We start from the raw sequence: 16,765 nt of genomic DNA on the forward strand, positions 1-16,765 counted from the left end.
CTAGAAACGCCAACAGACTTTAGTAATATAGGGAAATAGTAGCCCACATGTTAAAGATTCTTATAGCAATAAGTTGTCTAGTTCTAAGTTCCTGTATGGTCGGCCCCAACTATAAAGAGCCGAAAAAAAATATTGCACCGCATTGGTTGAAAAATGGTCCCGGGGTGAGAGCAGCCCCCATTCGGAATGCAAATTGGTGGCAAGCATTTAACGACCCAACCTTAACTTCATTAATCCAGCAAGGTTATTTCAATAACTTATCATTACAAGTTGCAGGGGTTCGGGTTTTGCAAGCCAGAGCGCAACTGGCCCAGGCAGTAGGAGAGCTTTATCCCCAACAGCAAAATATGGGGGGTAATATTACTTATAATCGTATTGGCGGTAGCTCACTGCAAGACATTTTACCCAACAAATTTGAAACAGCTGCCCTCGGCTTTACTGCGAGCTGGGAAATTGACTTTTGGGGAAAATATCGCCGGGCTATTCGCTCCAATGATGCAACGTTCTTATCGTCGGTCGCTGCCTATGATGATGCTTTAGTGACCCTCACTGCAGATATTGCAAGCACCTATGTCAGCATCCGTACCGATGAGAAATTAATACGAGTCACTCAAGCCAATATTCAGTTACAGACGGCGAGTCTCAAGGTCGCGCGGTCTCGTTATAAAGGAGGCCAAACGAGTTTGCTCGATGTCGAACAAGCACAAACAGAGCTTGCCGAAACGCAGGCCACACTGCCTACACTAGTCAGTGAACTGCAAACACAGAAAGACAAAATGGCTGTATTACTTGGTACTACACCGAACTGTGTAGATGATTTACTCAAAAAGAATCAGGGTATTCCCAAAGCACCGTCCATGGTATCAGTAGGTATTCCCAGGGAGGCGTTGGCACAGCGCCCCGATGTTTATCAAGCACGCATGGAAGCCATCGCGCAATCTGAAGCGATAGGAGCCACTGCAGCTAATCTCTATCCGGCCTTTTCACTATCTGGAACGTTTTATTTTGCTTCTAATACCATTGGCAATCGTTCACTCAGTGATATTTTCAATTGGTCAAGCCGCAATATTTCGGCGGGACCTTCATTCCTGTGGCCTATCCTGAATTATGGCCAAATTACTAACCAGGTACGGGTGCAAGATGCAGCCTTCCAACAAGCCTTGTTAAAATACCTCAATCTCGTATTACAAGCACAGAAAGAAGTCCAAGATAATATTACTCGTTATGTGGAAACAAAAAAATCCGAAGCCTATCTTGTTAAAGCAAATAGCGCCGCCACTGTCACCACAAGATTGGCGATGACTCGATATAAAGAAGGTGAAACGGATTACACCACGTTACTGGATGCTGAACGACAACTGCTGCGGGTACAAAAATCATTGACACAGTCACAGGGTGATATTGCCCAATCCCTGGTGGCACTTTATCGTGCTCTGGGTGGTGGCTGGCAAATCCGTTGTGGGAATGATATTGTTCGTAAACATATCAAGGCAGATATGGCTGCACGCACCAACTGGGGCAATTTGTTAAAGAAACAAAATCATCTGCCGCCGCTCACTGAAGAACAACAAATAAAGCAACTTTATTTACCAAACTGGTGATGAATATGACTTCAGAAAAAAAAATTAACCGAGTGAAAATAGCAGCCATCACCTTCGTTATCCTTCTCCTCATTTATCTGATAACTCACCATAAAACCAGCAATACACAACCATTGCCTACTCCGGTAGTTATCGTTAAAAAACCGGAATCAATCGAGATGGCTGAATATATTACCCAAACAGGTAATACCGTTGCTTTCAACTCTGTGAATTTGGTTGCCCGAATTGAAGGTTACCTCGATGCAATAAAATTTACTGATGGAACCTTTGTTAAAAAGGATCAGGAATTGTTTGTTATAGAGCCTCAGCCTTACTATGAAAAACTTGTGGAAGCAGAGTCCTCCGTGATATCACGAAAGGCCGCTTATGAATATACCAAGATTGAGGCCGCACGCCAAAAGCAAATGTATAAAGAAAATGCCACTTCGTTAAAGAATGTGGAAAAATGGGCAGCTCAGGCTGAATCATCCAAGGCAGAAGTTGCCAAAGCAGAGGCTAACGCTAAAGTCGCAGCCATCAATTACAGTTATACCCATGTGCTTGCTCCCTTTGACGGCAGAATTGGTCGCCATCTGGTCGATGTCGGAAATCTGGTCGGTAATGGCAAGGCAACTGAACTGGCAACCATCGAACAGGTTGATCCTCTTTATGTTTATTTCAATCTCAATGAACTGGATTTAATTAGACTGCGTGACGCTGCAAGAGCCCGTGGTTTTAAACCCTCCGAGATCAATCAAATTCCAGTTTATGTAAGAATGCAAAATGAAGCAGGCTTTCCTCATGAAGGGAAACTTGATTTCGTCAATACAGGACTGAATTCCTCAACAGGAACCATGCAGTTTAGAGCCCTTTTACCCAATAAAAATTATCCCTTATTGCCTGGTTTATTTGTACAAGTCCGTATTCCATTGACCAAAAAAACCCCGCGTTTAACAGTACCTGACACCGCCATCCAATATGATCAAATCGGCCCCTATTTGCTACTAGTCAATAAAGACAATTATGTGGAATCAAGGCGCGTGGTATTAGGTAGTTTGGAACAAGGCAAACGAGCAATTACTAAAGGGATTGATGCCGAGGATAAGATTATCGTTGACGGATTGCAGAATGCAACGCCGGGTAACCTGGTCAACCCTAAAATGCAAACAAACTCGTCGACTCAAGTATCAGTAGGAAAATAAATGTTTTGCAAACGAGGAAGAGAAAAAGTAAGTGCGGTTAAAAAACCGATTAGCCATTTAACTTGCACGCTTTAGAAAATACCTCCTGTCTAAAAATGGATCTTCAAAGTGAGAAGAAACAGAAATGATTTCTAAATTTTTTATTGAACGGCCTGTACTTGCAAATGTTATTGCCTTACTGCTGGTTTTTCTTGGCTTGATTGCCATTGTTGTTTTACCAGTGTCACAATACCCTGCGATAGTACCGCCAACGATTCAAGTAACAACCAATTATCCTGGTGCCGATGCCAAGACGTTAATTAATACCGTAGCACTTCCTATCGAGCAGCAAGTCAATGGCGTGGAAAATATGCTTTATATGCAATCCACGTCAACCAATAGTGGTAACTATACTTTGATTGTTACCTTTGCTATCGGTACTGATCTCAATTTCGCTCAAGTACTGGTACAAAATCGCGTCCAGGCAGCAATGGCACAATTGCCCGAATCAGTGCAACAACAAGGCGTCGTCGTTCAGCAAAAATCTACTGCTATCCTGCAATTTGTTACGTTAACATCCAAAAATGGCGAATACGATGGTTTATTCCTGGACAGTTATGCCACGATTAACATGCAGGATGAACTGTCTCGTTTGCCTGGAGTAGGTAACGTCATTATCTTTGGTTCAGGCGCCTATGCCATGCGAATCTGGCTGGACCCACAAAAAATGTTCGCTTTTTCCTTGAACCCACGCGACGTTCTCAATGCGATCAGCAATCAAAACAAGGAAGTTTCTGCAGGTCAAATCGCAGCTCCCCCTGTAGTAGGCCAACAACCTTATCAATTTACTGTTAATGTCCCTGGCCAACTTGCCGATCCAGAGGAGTTTGCCAACATCATCATCAAAAGTTCAGGTACGGATCCCAATGAAAGAGCTGATGCGAGTAGTGCCGCACAAATTGTACGTATTCGGGATGTGGGCCGAGTCGAGCTTGGTTCTTCCAGTTATAGTCAGCTTGCCAAACTCAATGGCAAACCAACCGCAGCGATAGGAATATTCCAACTTCCCGGAGCTAACGCTTTGGAAGTAGCCGAAGAAGTACGTAAGACCGTTGCCAAAATGGCAAAAAAATTCCCGCCAGGAATGGAATATTCTATTCCTTTTGATACAACCATGTTCGTAAAAGCCTCGGTGAACGAAGTTTATAAGACTCTCTTTGAAGCAGGCATTTTAGTCTTACTGGTCATTGTGGTTTTCTTACAAAATTTCCGTGCTACGCTAGTACCAGCCACCACTGTACCAGTAACTATTATTGGTACTTTCTTTGCCATGTTCTTATTAGGTTATAGCATCAATTTATTAACCTTGTTTGCCCTGGTCTTGGCTATTGGTATTGTGGTAGACGACGCAATTGTTATTGTTGAAGGGGTTACACAACATATTGAAAGAGGCATGCCACCCAAAGAGGCTGCAATTGAAGCAATGCGTGAGTTATTTGGACCAATTCTTGGTATTACCCTGGTACTCATGGCCGTTTTCGTACCCGCCGGATTTATGCCGGGTTTAACCGGTGCGATGTATGCTCAATTTGCTTTAGTCATCGCTGCAACGGCCTTCATTAGTGCGATCAACGCCATGACATTGAAACCGACCCAATGTGCCTTATGGCTGAAACCGATTGATCCAGATAAACCCAAAAATATTTTCTTTCGTACCTTCGATCGCTTTTATAACCCTATCGAAGCCTCTTATATACGATTCATGGATCGCCTTGTACATCACACGAATAAGGTTTGCCTCATCGGTGTTCTGTTAGTTGCTATTGCTATTGGTGGCATCAGCCTTATTCCGACAGGTTTTATTCCCATAGAAGATCAGGGGTATCTAATTTTAAACGTCCTCTTACCCGATGGTGCAACCCTCGGGCGCACGGAAACGGTTCTGGATGAATTAAGTAAAAAAGTTTCCACAGTTCCTGGTGTTGCGAACGTCATTAGCATTGATGGTATTTCTCTTCTCGATAATAACGCCAACCTGGCTAATGCGGGTGTCGTGTATATTATATTCAAAGATTGGAGTGTCCGTGGAAAAGGAGAGGATTTAAAATCGCTTTATGCCAGGTTTAGCAAAATTGCCGCACAAACATTAAATGCCAAAGTATTAGTCGTTGTACCGCCCCCGATTCAAGGCTTGGGCCTATCAGGCGGTTTCCAAATGCAGGTAGAAATGCAAGATGGCAGTTTTGATTACCTCAAACTACAGAAAGTTACTGATCAGATGGTGAAGCAAGGGAATGCTCTGCCCGAATTACAAAAAGTGATGACTTCTTTTCGTGCTGCTGTACCGCAAGTTTCCGCGCCAATCAATCGTTCCAAGGCAGAGTCCTTAGGTGTCTCTGTGGGTTCCGCATTTGATACCTTACAAACTTATCTCGGCTCCTCTTATGTAAATCTTTTTACCAAATTTGGCCAGGTATTTCAGGTCTATGTACAAGCAGACGCTTCTTCACGGACAAGTATAGAAGATGTGCGCAATTATTATGTAAAAAATCAGTATGGTGGCATGGTTCCTCTTGGCACATTAACAGATATCAATCCAACTATCGGGCCAGCACTGATTTCCCTTTATAATCTCTATCCATCAAGCAGCATTAATGGCATTGCAGCAGCAGGTTATAGTTCGGGACAAGCCATTCAAACCCTGGAGCAATTGGCGCATAAAATTTTGCCCGGGGGCCTCTCTTTTGAGTGGACATCCACTGCTTACCAGGAAAAAGTAGCGGGCAATGTAAGTTATCTTATTTTTATCATGTCCTTGATTTTGGTGTATATGATTTTAGCTGGACAATACGAAAACTGGCTTGTACCAGCCTCGATTATTCTTAGCGTCCCTTTAACCCTGATAGGAACAGTAATCGCTTTATCCAGCTTGGGGCTCGATAACAACATGTATACGCAGATAGGTTTGTTGTTGTTAATTGCCTTAGCAACCAAGAATGCGATTTTGATTGTTGAAGTCGCACATGAGCAACGACAAATTCACCGCAAACCCATTATGGAAGCTGCGGTATTAGGAGCAAAAACACGTTTTCGCCCTATTTTAATGACCTCTTTCGCCTTCATCATGGGGGTGTTGCCTTTGGTCTTTGCCACCGGTGCCGGTGCCAATGCACGGCGCTCGATTGGCGTGGCCGTATGCAGCGGCATGTTAGCGTCCACCTGCCTTGCGGTGGTCTTTGTGCCAGTGTTTTATGTACTGCTACAAACCTGGCAAGAGAAGCGGCAGATGAAAAAGAAAGGCGTAAAAGCGACAGCAGAGTAGGAAGTAAGCGGAGCAATCTTGCTTTCTTCTTACGTTTCATTTTTTGATCGATACCCGGTCATAGTGTTACTTAAATTCATCTCTCATCAAATTTATTGATTAAGCAATTTTTTTAAAAAAGCACGGAAATGGAAAATAATCGCGCATAATCCCTCTAAAAATAAACTCATTGATTAATTTGCGCTCATTTAAAATGAAAAAAATTTACTTATCTTAAGCTTTCCTTAAGGTTTATTTAAGAAAACCTTGATAAAGTATAAGTAATCTAAATTAACTAAAGTGATCGATATGGGAGCACCAAGTACGCCTAAAATGTCGCAGCTATTAAGCAACAGCTTCTTTGGCGGTCCTCGTTTGCCTCGTAAAATCACACAAACAGAGATGCATGAGACCGTAGCTGTTCCTGTCGCTCAGCTCGAACAAACTCTGCAAGGCGTTCAATCCAAGTGTCCATCAGAAGCTAAAGAAAAAGCATTGAATTCGATGCAAGAGATTTTGAATGCATGCTTACAGCCTTCAAATCCAATGAATGTCTTTGGTAGCTAAAAACTTCGACATGCTTTCGCAAAAGTCTTAACCCTGTTTGAGTTATATTGGTATAATAATGCCATGAAAATCAGGCTCTTGTTGTTTTCATTCATTTTTTATACCTCCTGCATTGTTAGTTCACAATCAAGCCCTCCAGTAAACTCCGCAGAAAGGGTTCGCTCTCTGCCGGGCCTTGGTACAATTAACGAACTGCAATTAGCGGGCTATCTCCCCCTTTCAGGTCCCGATTGTGTCAGCCACCACTGCCAGAACAAAACGGGTAATTTATTTTATTGGTTTGTTGCGAGTCCTACCCATTCTGCAAAAACCCCTATTGTCTTATGGCTGAACGGCGGCCCTGGCGCTGCAAGTTTATATGGCTTTTTTATGGAAAATGGTCCTTATGTAGTCCAGAAAAATGGCCATCTTTCAAAAAGACGATACTCATGGACAAAACAGGCAGATTATTTGGTGATTGATCAACCTGCTGGTGTCGGGTTTTCTTATGGCAATCATTCCAGTTATGCCAATGAAGCGGAAGCCATGGATCAGCTTTATCATGCTTTAAAACTATTTTTTCAACGCTATCCCCAATTTGCGGCACAACCTTTCTACCTTGCTGGTGAATCCTATGCCGGGAAATACTTGCCACAACTGACAATCCGGATTTTAGACGGCAATACCCATGATCAAAAAATCCAATTAAAAGGACTTTTGATCGGTGATGGTTGGGTGAATCCCCGTTTGCAACAAGCCGCTAATATTGATTTTGCCTATACACACGGACTCATTGATAAACAGGCACAGACTAAAGTCAAAGAGCTTTATCAGGAGTGTATAAAAGAAATTGATAAAACAACCCCTTCAAGTCGGCGTGCAAATCAAGTCTGCGAAAAAATTCAAGATTTTATAAAAAAAACAAGCGGCAATATTAATTTGGCAAATATAGCAACGGGTACCGAGCCAGATGATACGGCGATGATCCACTATCTAAATCGCCCTGCTGTACGTAAAGCCTTACATAGTGATCCCCGAGTGAAAAAATACAAAACCTTCAGCAAAATCGCTGCAGATATTCTTGAAATTGGTGAACAGGACTCGGTTGCCAATCTTTATACCCGTATACTGACTGCTGGTATTCCTGTGTTGATATACAACGGCCTTGAAGATGGAAAAGACTCTAATTTCATGAGTACTGATTTATGGCTTGCAGCATTGAATTGGTCTGGTAAAAAACCCTTTGCCCAAGCATCTACGTGTGTATGGCATACTGATGGTCAAGTTGCCGGCTATGTTAAAACAGCCGCCGGGCTAACCCAGGTCAAAATTCGTGGTGCCGGACATCTGGCACCTATTGATCAACCCGCAAGATTATTAGATTTATTTACTCATTTTATTCACCAACAACCCCTTTGTTAGCGTTCTCTGATAATGTAATTCCCTGAATAAAAAAATTTTTTATTATTTTTTTAGTTTTTTAAAGCTATTCACTGAAATTTAGTATTAAATAGGTGAATTCAAATTATTTCAACGACGTGATCAGTCTATTTGAGCTGTTAATAGGGTTAACTTGACTGCTTGAAAGACAACCTGTTATGGATATTAGGTTAAAAATTTATAATGAATCAAACTAGCTATAGAGTGTCATTTTTAATTGTTATTGTTCTTTTTCTTCTGTTGCACCTCTTCTTCATGCTATCGGCCAATTTATTAGTAGAAGAAGCGTATTATTGGAATTATGCGAATCATCTTGATTTCAGTTTTCTCGATCACCCGCCAATGGTTGCCCTTTTAATTAAGTTAGGTATAACCCTGTTAGGAAACAATGAATGGGGAGTGCGTTTTGCTACAATCCCTTGTTGGATTTTGACAGGGTATTTCAGTTTTAAGCTCACCAACTCAATAAAAAGAGGAGCTGGTATTTATGCTATTGCGCTATTATCAGTCCTTCCTTTTTTCTTTATTCATTCGCATATCATTACTCCAGATATCCCTCTTATTCTTAGCTGGTCAGCAACACTTTATTATCTCTACCAGGCTTTGGTTCTAGAGCAATCCAAAAAGTGGTATTTGGCAGGACTATGGATTGGCCTGGGGCTGCTTTCCAAATACACCATCGTTTTGCTTGGGCTTGCAACCGTTACCTATTTAATTTTAGAGCCTGATTCGCGCAAGTGGTTCTTTCGTAAAGAACCTTACCTTTGTGCATTAATAAGTGTGCTCCTGTTTTTCCCTGTTATTTATTGGAATGCTACCCATCAGTGGGCCTCCTTCCAATTTCAAAGCACGCGACGACTGCAAGAGCATTACACCTTTTCCTTACATATATTCATTGGAGTATTGCTGGTATTTTTAACTCCTGCAGGTCTTTTTGGAGGATGGCTTTTATATACCAAGGAGCAGGCTAAAAACCTGATAACAGCTAAAACAAAGCGCTTTCTTCAAGTGTATACAACCGTACCCCTGTTATTTTTTTTATTGTTTAGTCTATTTCATGTACTCAAGGTTAATTGGATTGGCCCCAGTCTGCTGGCAACGATTCCCTGGTTTGCGATCCTGATCGCCCACGACCAAAAAATAATTGGTTTATCTACCCGTAAAAGTTGGATAACAACCTGCGCTGTATTATTGGTTTGTTACAGCGGAATACTGTATTGTATTTTTTCAGGCAAACCACAAACACTTAACCACTATTTGTTTCCTAAATTAATTCATTGGGATGATTTCACCTGGCAACTGCATCGGCTTGCCGATACAGTAGAAAGTAAAAATCATGACACTCCCATCATCGTGCCGCTCGATGTTTATAATATTGGCAGCGAGTTTAACTTTTACCAGAAAAAATTACTGGAACATCGGCAAATTGATTCATCCTATCAGGTGATTGGTTCCCATGTTTTTGGATTAAATAGTTTGATGTATCAATATTGGGGCAGTGCCGAAGAAACGAAGGGAAGGCTTTTGCTTTTAATTTCCAGGGAGTTATATCGCTTTAAGTATATTAATAACACCGTCTCTAGCTCACCTGTTCTGGAATTATCTGATTACAACCAACATCATAAGAACAGTGCAGTAAAATTTTATTATCAAATCGTCAGAATGGGCTAGCCTTGCAGCGCGAAACCACTGGGTTCCCGTCTGTACAGAAAGAACAACGTCTTCCCGCGAAAGCGGGAAAAGGCTTCACCAACAAAGCGAGGAAATAGGCAGATTGGCTTAACAGTAAAACTACTAAGAAAAGCCCACAATGGTCATCGCAAGCTCCAAATCTTGTTCTTCTGCCTCAACTCCCCAATCGCAGTCACTATCTTCCTCATAACCAAAAATCATTGAAGACAATGTACGAATGACAAAAACGGCGGGATGAATAACCACGGTTACAGCACTAATTAATGCGCCTGTAATATCATCAGCCAGCTCCATAGCATGTACTGGCAGCCAGATCCAGGCCAGCGGATTCAAAACATAGAAAGGAGTGATTGCCACGCGTAAGGCGGTGCAGGCTAAATCATATAAACATCTGGCTATGTGGCAAAGAAACGTGGTGAACGCTTCTAGATGAAAGAGAAAGTTATAATAAGGCTTAAACTTAAAATCCCCATAAAGTGCATTGGCTGCAATTTGAGTATTTTTAAAAAAAGTAGTCAGAATCTTTCTCCCAGGATTAAATCCTGGCCCATTTTAATACTCTCTTTTTAAAAAGAAAACTTTTAGCAGCAAAATTACTTTATAACGATAGGGAACGAAAAAATAGCGCCGACCAACGCAACGGATCTTAATTAAAGAGAATTGCTGTGATCACTCAATCCTGTTCCCTCCATTACTCAGGCCAGTTATAGTTAATTATTTTAGATAAATGAGAAACAGCAACTTATGTCACAAATCCATGATCTTTTTGTAATCATTAAGCAGCAGCTTAAACTACAAGGGTTAACCTATAAAGAGCTTGCTAAAAAACTGGCTTTATCAGAAGCCAGTGTTAAACGGTTGTTTAGTCAACAAAATATTGATTTGTCCAGACTGGAAGCTATTTGTGAATGCATTAATCTAACCTTATCTGAAGCCTTTGAACTCGTACATAAAAGAAATAAACCAATCCTGCATTTAACCGAGAAACAGGAAAAAGAATTGATCAGTGACAAAAAATTGTTACTAGTCGCCATTTGTGTTCTTAATTACTGGGAATTCAATGACATCTTGAATTTCTATAATTTTTCAGAACATGAGCTGATTAGAAAAGTAGCCCGTCTTGATCAAATGAAAATTATAGAGCTGCAACCTGGTAATCGGTTCAGGCGCTTAATTCATGCTGACTTCTATTGGATTGCCGATGGCCCCATTCAGCGCTTCTTTCAGGAAAACATACAAACTGACTTTTTCAACTGTCGCTTTGAAAAACCGGAGCAATTGTTTTTAGTGCGCAACGGTATGCTCAGTGAACAAGACAATTTGAAATTTCAACAAGCATTGCACAAAACCGCTGATCAATTTTTACAAACTTGCCGTGAAACCATCGATATTGCTATTGATAAACGCCATGGAACAGCATTGGTTATTGCCATGCGTCCATGGGTTCCTCATATTTTCAATGATCTAAAGAGAGTCTGAAGTAGCAAGTACAAGTTGTTTCGCTGATTGATAATCCAATTTACCATTGCCTAATCTTGGTAACTCCTCCACCTTTTTGATTGTTTTAGGCAACATTAACTTTGGTAAATCAGTTTTCATCAGCGTTTGCATGATTTCATCAACAGATAGATTCGCAGCATAAACAAGCGCCAATTGCTCCCCTTTTTTGCTATCAGGGATTGCAAGTGCCATGATCGCAGTATCCTTGTCATTCAATGCTTGCTGCCAACGCTCCTCTACTTGACCTAAACTCACCATTTCCCCACCAATTTTGGCAAACCTGGAATACCTATCAACAATAGTCAGATAACCATCATGATCCAGGCGACCCTTATCACCTGTTTTATACCAGGTAAAATCACCATCCTCGATCAATACGGCGCGTGTTTTTTCTGGCATGTTAAGATAGCCTTGCATGATTTGAGTCCCGCCAATCAGGACGAGGCCTTCTTCTCCGACTGGTAGATCCTGAAGGGTTTCAGGATCTACAACCCTGAAAGCACAACCGGGTAAAGGTAAACCCACTGTCCCCGGTTTATTTGCTGTGTGTACATGCCAATCACTTGCTGATAAAACGTCAGGCAAATTACAGCTAGCGACTGGAGCCACTTCCGTTGCCCCATAACCTTCATAAATATCCAAATTGAATTTGCGTTTAAATTCCTGGTAAATGGCCGGTGACAATTTCTCAGCGCCAGCAACTACCATACGCAAACTTGATAGCATCATGGGATGTATAGCATTGTTACGTGCATACAAACCCAAGAAAGTAGAGGTACCACACAAGAAGGTCACTTTGTGGCGAAAAATGAGTTTGGCAATCGCCAGGGAATTGGTAGGATCCGGATAACAAACCATCGGAATCCCTTTTAATAAAGGCATTAACGTTGTTACCGTGAGACCAAATGCATGGAATAGCGGCAACGAATTGAGAATAATATCTTTTTCTTCAATACCAAAAACACTCGCCACCTGATTAATGTTGCTTAAGAGATTGCGATGGGTAAGCTCAATACCTTTTGGCTGACCTTCACTACCACTACTAAATAAAATCACTGCCGTACTGTTAACATCCGCTTTTTTGATAAAAAGCAAACTCAACAACCAGATAGGAAAGAGTTTAGCCAACATGAAATAAGCGACAATCCAAAATTTGCTTTGCTCCCCTTTCAAATCCTCCAGATAAATAAAGCTTATTGCAGACATCAACCCATTGAGTTCGATACCACGTGCTTTTATTTTTTCTATAAACTGCCGGGAAGTAATCATTGTTTTAATTGCAGCTTGCTGAGTGGCCGACTGAAGTATGGATTCACCCGTCGTATAATTTAAATTGACTACTGTTTTCCCCAAACAGAACAAACTAAGGTTGGCGATCACTCCTCCCAGACTGGCGGGTAGAAGAAGACCTATCGTTTGTTGCTTTTTGATGAGTGGTTTAATTTTCCGGCTGAAGAATAATACTAACCCTAATAATTTACTGTTCGTTATTTTTCTACCATTTTCCTCAATAAGCGCTGGTAAATGCCCTATTTTTTTTGCTTTATACAACCACTCCGATTGAATGCTATTTAATTCGTTCGTTGATAATTTCCAGGCTTTAATAGAAAGCTCGCGCACCTTTTGTTGCACGACTTGTGCCTTGGAGCCAATATCCATTGCCGAGCCATAGATAACTGTTACCCGACGATTATTTGCTTGAATTAACCGTTGGTAATAGGACGAGGCATAGGAGGCTTTTGCTCCCCACAAACCATGGATATAAAAAGGTATGATGACTGCATTCGCACCCACCACTGCCCGCTCAAAACCAGTTCGGAAAGCACCTAGTTGTCCATTCCGGCTCAGACGCCCCTCAGGGAACAGTGCTACAACCTCGCCTGCATGTAAAGCGGCATTAATTTCCTGTAACGAATCCTGGCTGGCGCCTCGAGCAATAGGAATGATTTTAAATTTTTTGAGTAACCAATTCAGATACCAGGTTTCATAGATAGAACGCTCCATAACAAAACGAATTGGCCGTGGACAAGCGATCTGTAAAATGGCCCAGTCGATAAAACTAACATGATTACCAAGCAATAATACACCACCTGCTGAAGGCAGGTTATCCAGTTGGTAAACGCTCAGGCGATAAAATTTGGAAGCAACGAAATACAATAAATAACGGACCAGGGATTGAGGTAACGCTATTATGGTATAGATTGCCCCGGCCAAGGCAATCACAAAAAGCCCATACAATAAAATCAGACTATCTATACCCAAGAAGCTAAATAGGACAGTGAACCCCAGAAATCCAATCATGAAACAATTTTGCATAAAATTGTTCGCAGATAATATTTTACCCAACTCCTTGCGAGGTGCATTAAACTGGATTAGCGCATTAAGCGGTACAATGAGCATGCCGCCAAAAAAACCGTAAACCAAAAAAAGCACTACAATTGCCACTTGGCTGGAAAGCGAGGGCAGAATAAAAAGCCCTGCGGTTATTCCCACCGTGGCAACCGGGAGCAAACCCGTTTCTACGAAACCCTTTGATACTTTACCCGCATACAAGGCACCTAATAATATCCCTATACCTCCTATAGCTAATGAACCTTGGGCAAACATCACACTGATATTGCTCAGATGCTCTTTTAAAAACGCACCATAACTGGCCAAAAGGACTTGATTAATAGCCCAGAATAAGGATAAGCCGACAATACAGGTAAATATGACCTGCTTTTTACTGGCCTTTTGCAGATAGGTTTTTAAATAATGGCCACGGAAGTAATTGCTTAACTCATAATGTGACTGCGGATCTGCCGCTTGTTTTTGTAACAACAGGAAAGTCATTAGCGTTTCAAAAATTGAAAAGATTACTAACAAAAAACCGGCCGGGGCGATGGCTTGTAGCAGCAACGCTTTATCACTGCTGTGCTGTAATTCCGCAGCATCAATAGCAACGCTAAAAAGATAGGTAAAAATAAAAGTGGCCCCTAGAATAGCAATAATAGTCAGCGTTTGAACAATTGCGTTAGCCTGCGATAGATGTTCCTTCCCAAAAATCTCTTTAATATAGCCGTACTTAGCTGGTGAATTGAGGGCACTTTGAATAGCAAGTAATAAGGTTAGTAAGAAAGCACCCCAAAAATAACCTTGGTAATAACACCAGGTAATCACTAAGGTCAGTGGAATAGCCACTGCCGCAGTTATTCTTAACACCAACGCTTTAGGAAATTTATCCGCAAGAAATCCTGATGGGGTAAATAATAGAATATAAGGCAACAGGATAAGGGCATTGATAATTGCGGATAGAATGGTATAGATAGTTCCACTTGAGGTTTGATAGAGGGTATCTTGAATCAAAATTTTGTGCCCCAGATCAACAAAAGTATTGAAAAATACCACCATGATATAAGGGTAAAAACCTCTTATTTGGGTTAAGCGCATCTTGTACTCCAATTAAATATTCTAATTAAAGGATATAACTCGTAAATTCAAAATAGAATCTTTTTCCCTGAAGTCCCATTTAGCAAAAGGAGTGGTATTATTATTTAATACTTTACATAAAAAGTTCTCCTCTAATTAGTATATTCATCAAAAAATATAATCCAAAATTTATTCTACATGGCAGCAATACCTAATTTTATCCCCACTGGATGACATTTCCCTCGACAGTTTTCTCCTCTTAAGGTTTACCTAAGGATTAATAATGTAAAATTTATATTCTTTATGGTTATATTCTAACTACACTCTTTTTTTGTTTTGAAAAATTTGCAGTGCCAAGATGTAAGAGGTTTTAAAGATGTCATACAGTAAAATTGACAGATCAACAAAAAGTATTCCAGTAAACACTAAATATCATTTATTTGCTTTTGTAAAAGATACTACCGATGGCCCAGGACACGTATCAATTAGCTCGGTAAAAGAAACACCGGAACAGAGCAAAATTAAGCATACCAGTTTTTTTCCTGGTTTAATTGGCTCATTAATTAATGGGCTTAGCTTGGGCTCGGTACCAGTACCAGGTCGACTAGCTTCTGACCATCGAGAAGACTTAAGAGAAGCAGAACATGTTTTAGTTAAGGAAATCGACAGTGAACAATATCAACGAGCCAAAACAGCCCAAAAAAAATTTTCAAAAGAGGTAAGCGCAGGAAAGCGGGCTTACTCTGTTTTTGGTTCGTTAAATCCATTCGCTACTCTTATGACCAACTTTTTTAATGCCCAGAAAAATGCTTACGCAACAGCCGAAAAGCATAAGAGAATACATGGATTCCATCCAGTTGAAGATCACTGCGGAGTTCATGTTTATGATAACGAGAGCCACAGTACCCCTGCAACGTTCGGTCCAGATAATTGCGCAAGCTCCGTAAGTTATGTTGTCGCTGAGGCAGGGATTCCTTTCAGTAACCCACTGATACCTACTCTCTTTACTCCTAGTCTAGAAAAACAAGGATTCCAGAAAATAGATAAAGAAGAGTTTATCCAACGATTTAAGCTAAAATAATGATTGGCGAAAAATCAATTACCAAATAAAAGAGGCATGTAACAATCTCATGCCTCTCCAATTAATAAAGGTTTAGAATTTAGGCCCGTTGTTTATCTGCTCAGCCAGGTTATTGGGTGTTATTCCCCAAGGCATTTTCGATGGCTCAATATGCGCTCCACCACTAGTTAATATTTCACTTACAAGCATTGAACAATGCATCGGCTGATTAGTTGTTTTCTTATGCCCAGATAAGAATCGTTTGTTCATTAATACATCTAACGGATCCTGAGTAATAAAATAAGGCGCATCCTGAAAAAATCCCAGCAAATTCACTTTGGGCACTAACTGGTAGGTTGTTTGGCCTTCCTCCACTTCCTTTCTCGTTTGATTAATACGAGCGAGCATCGCTTTTGTATCGAGATTTTTAATTCTAATCGTTTGATCAGGTGGTACAGCAAGCGGGTTTTTCGATGGCAGGGGGGAAGAATCAAAATCACTAATTATTTGGGTACGAGAAGCAGCTTGTGTTTCCATGTCTTCGGCTAATGTTGTAGCTAGATGGGCTGGCAATGGTAAAAAAATGGTTGGACCTATTGCTGGAATAACATCAGGATGAATACTGATATATTCCCCAGGGTCTTCCGGTTTCATCTTGGGCCGATTTCCCCCAACTTGGACAGCTGCATGCCCTACTCCATTTCTGGCCGTCGTTTTCCAGAAATAAACCCAAGTATCTTCCTTCTCGACATCGGCTGAAGTTGGTTGAGGTTTAGGTAACACAAAATCTGGCTTGGTGGAGGATGTAGGGTTAGATTTAAAAACCATTGACTTTAACCATTCAAACATGCGTAATCCTTTGTTATCTGCTGATACTCTAAATAGAATGCACTTAAGCTAATGGCAAAAAAAATAACCATGAAGCGCGAATTTAATTCCAGTTGGACGAAATATCATAATACCCAAATTTGGGTCTTCCCCAAATCCGGGGGCACTTCACTTATCCACAAAGCACTCTAACTCTTAATCTATAATTTTCAAAATTTCTAAAACCATA

Annotated in this window: 11 protein-coding genes; 8 read left to right on the forward strand and 3 right to left on the reverse strand. The window is 41.0% G+C overall.

Annotated features, from left to right (window positions below; all coding sequences use genetic code 11):
- The first annotated feature begins 47 nt into the window (after nt 1-47).
- The 6 genes from Lfee_RS12045 to Lfee_RS12070 all read left to right on the forward strand — a co-directional run bounded on the left by Lfee_RS12045 (nt 48) and on the right by Lfee_RS12070 (nt 9,719).
- A complete protein-coding gene (locus Lfee_RS12045) occupies nt 48-1,601 on the forward strand; it encodes an efflux transporter outer membrane subunit (RefSeq protein WP_058447144.1) in 1,554 nt (517 codons plus the stop codon).
- A gap of 5 nt (nt 1,602-1,606) precedes the next feature.
- Complete coding sequence (locus tag Lfee_RS12050) at nt 1,607-2,782, forward strand: efflux RND transporter periplasmic adaptor subunit (protein WP_058447146.1); 1,176 nt, start codon at nt 1,607-1,609, stop codon at nt 2,780-2,782.
- Between the two features lie 124 nt (nt 2,783-2,906).
- Entirely contained in the window at nt 2,907-6,083 is a 3,177-nt protein-coding gene (locus tag Lfee_RS12055) for an efflux RND transporter permease subunit (RefSeq protein ID WP_058447148.1), read from the forward strand.
- Nucleotides 6,084-6,371: 288 nt separating this feature from the next.
- On the forward strand, nt 6,372-6,629 hold the full coding sequence (locus Lfee_RS12060; protein WP_058447150.1) for a hypothetical protein: 258 nt from the start codon (nt 6,372-6,374) through the stop codon (nt 6,627-6,629).
- A 63-nt stretch (nt 6,630-6,692) separates the two neighbouring features.
- Nucleotides 6,693-8,030, forward strand: coding sequence for a S10 family peptidase (locus Lfee_RS12065; RefSeq protein ID WP_058447152.1), 1,338 nt, complete (start codon nt 6,693-6,695; stop codon nt 8,028-8,030).
- Between the two features lie 201 nt (nt 8,031-8,231).
- A complete protein-coding gene (locus Lfee_RS12070; RefSeq protein WP_058447154.1) occupies nt 8,232-9,719 on the forward strand; it encodes a glycosyltransferase family 39 protein in 1,488 nt (495 codons plus the stop codon).
- Between the two features lie 123 nt (nt 9,720-9,842).
- Here Lfee_RS12070 and Lfee_RS17695 read toward each other — a convergent pair whose 3' ends face one another.
- On the reverse strand, nt 9,843-10,097 hold the full coding sequence (locus Lfee_RS17695; protein WP_238584930.1) for a hypothetical protein: 255 nt from the start codon (nt 10,095-10,097) through the stop codon (nt 9,843-9,845).
- Nucleotides 10,098-10,484: 387 nt separating this feature from the next.
- On the opposite strand from Lfee_RS17695, the gene Lfee_RS12080 reads away from it, so the two are divergent.
- Nucleotides 10,485-11,219 carry a helix-turn-helix domain-containing protein gene (locus tag Lfee_RS12080; RefSeq protein WP_058447158.1) on the forward strand — a complete coding sequence of 245 codons (735 nt, stop codon included), beginning with the start codon at nt 10,485-10,487 and terminating at the stop codon, nt 11,217-11,219.
- Here Lfee_RS12080 and Lfee_RS12085 read toward each other — a convergent pair.
- Complete coding sequence (locus Lfee_RS12085) at nt 11,205-14,669, reverse strand: acyl-[ACP]--phospholipid O-acyltransferase (RefSeq protein ID WP_058447160.1); 3,465 nt, start codon at nt 14,667-14,669, stop codon at nt 11,205-11,207. The two genes, Lfee_RS12080 and Lfee_RS12085, sit on opposite strands and share 15 nt — an antisense overlap.
- Before the next feature lie 355 nt (nt 14,670-15,024).
- Here Lfee_RS12085 and Lfee_RS12090 point away from each other — a divergent pair, with 355 nt between their 5' ends.
- Nucleotides 15,025-15,729, forward strand: coding sequence for a hypothetical protein (locus Lfee_RS12090; protein WP_058447162.1), 705 nt, complete (start codon nt 15,025-15,027; stop codon nt 15,727-15,729).
- Between the two features lie 72 nt (nt 15,730-15,801).
- On the opposite strand, the gene Lfee_RS12095 is transcribed toward Lfee_RS12090, so the two are convergent.
- On the reverse strand, nt 15,802-16,557 hold the full coding sequence (locus Lfee_RS12095) for a hypothetical protein (RefSeq protein ID WP_058447164.1): 756 nt from the start codon (nt 16,555-16,557) through the stop codon (nt 15,802-15,804).
- Nucleotides 16,558-16,765: the final 208 nt, after the last annotated feature.

The organism is Legionella feeleii (assembly GCF_001467625.1).
Lineage (GTDB): Bacteria > Pseudomonadota > Gammaproteobacteria > Legionellales > Legionellaceae > Tatlockia > Tatlockia feeleii.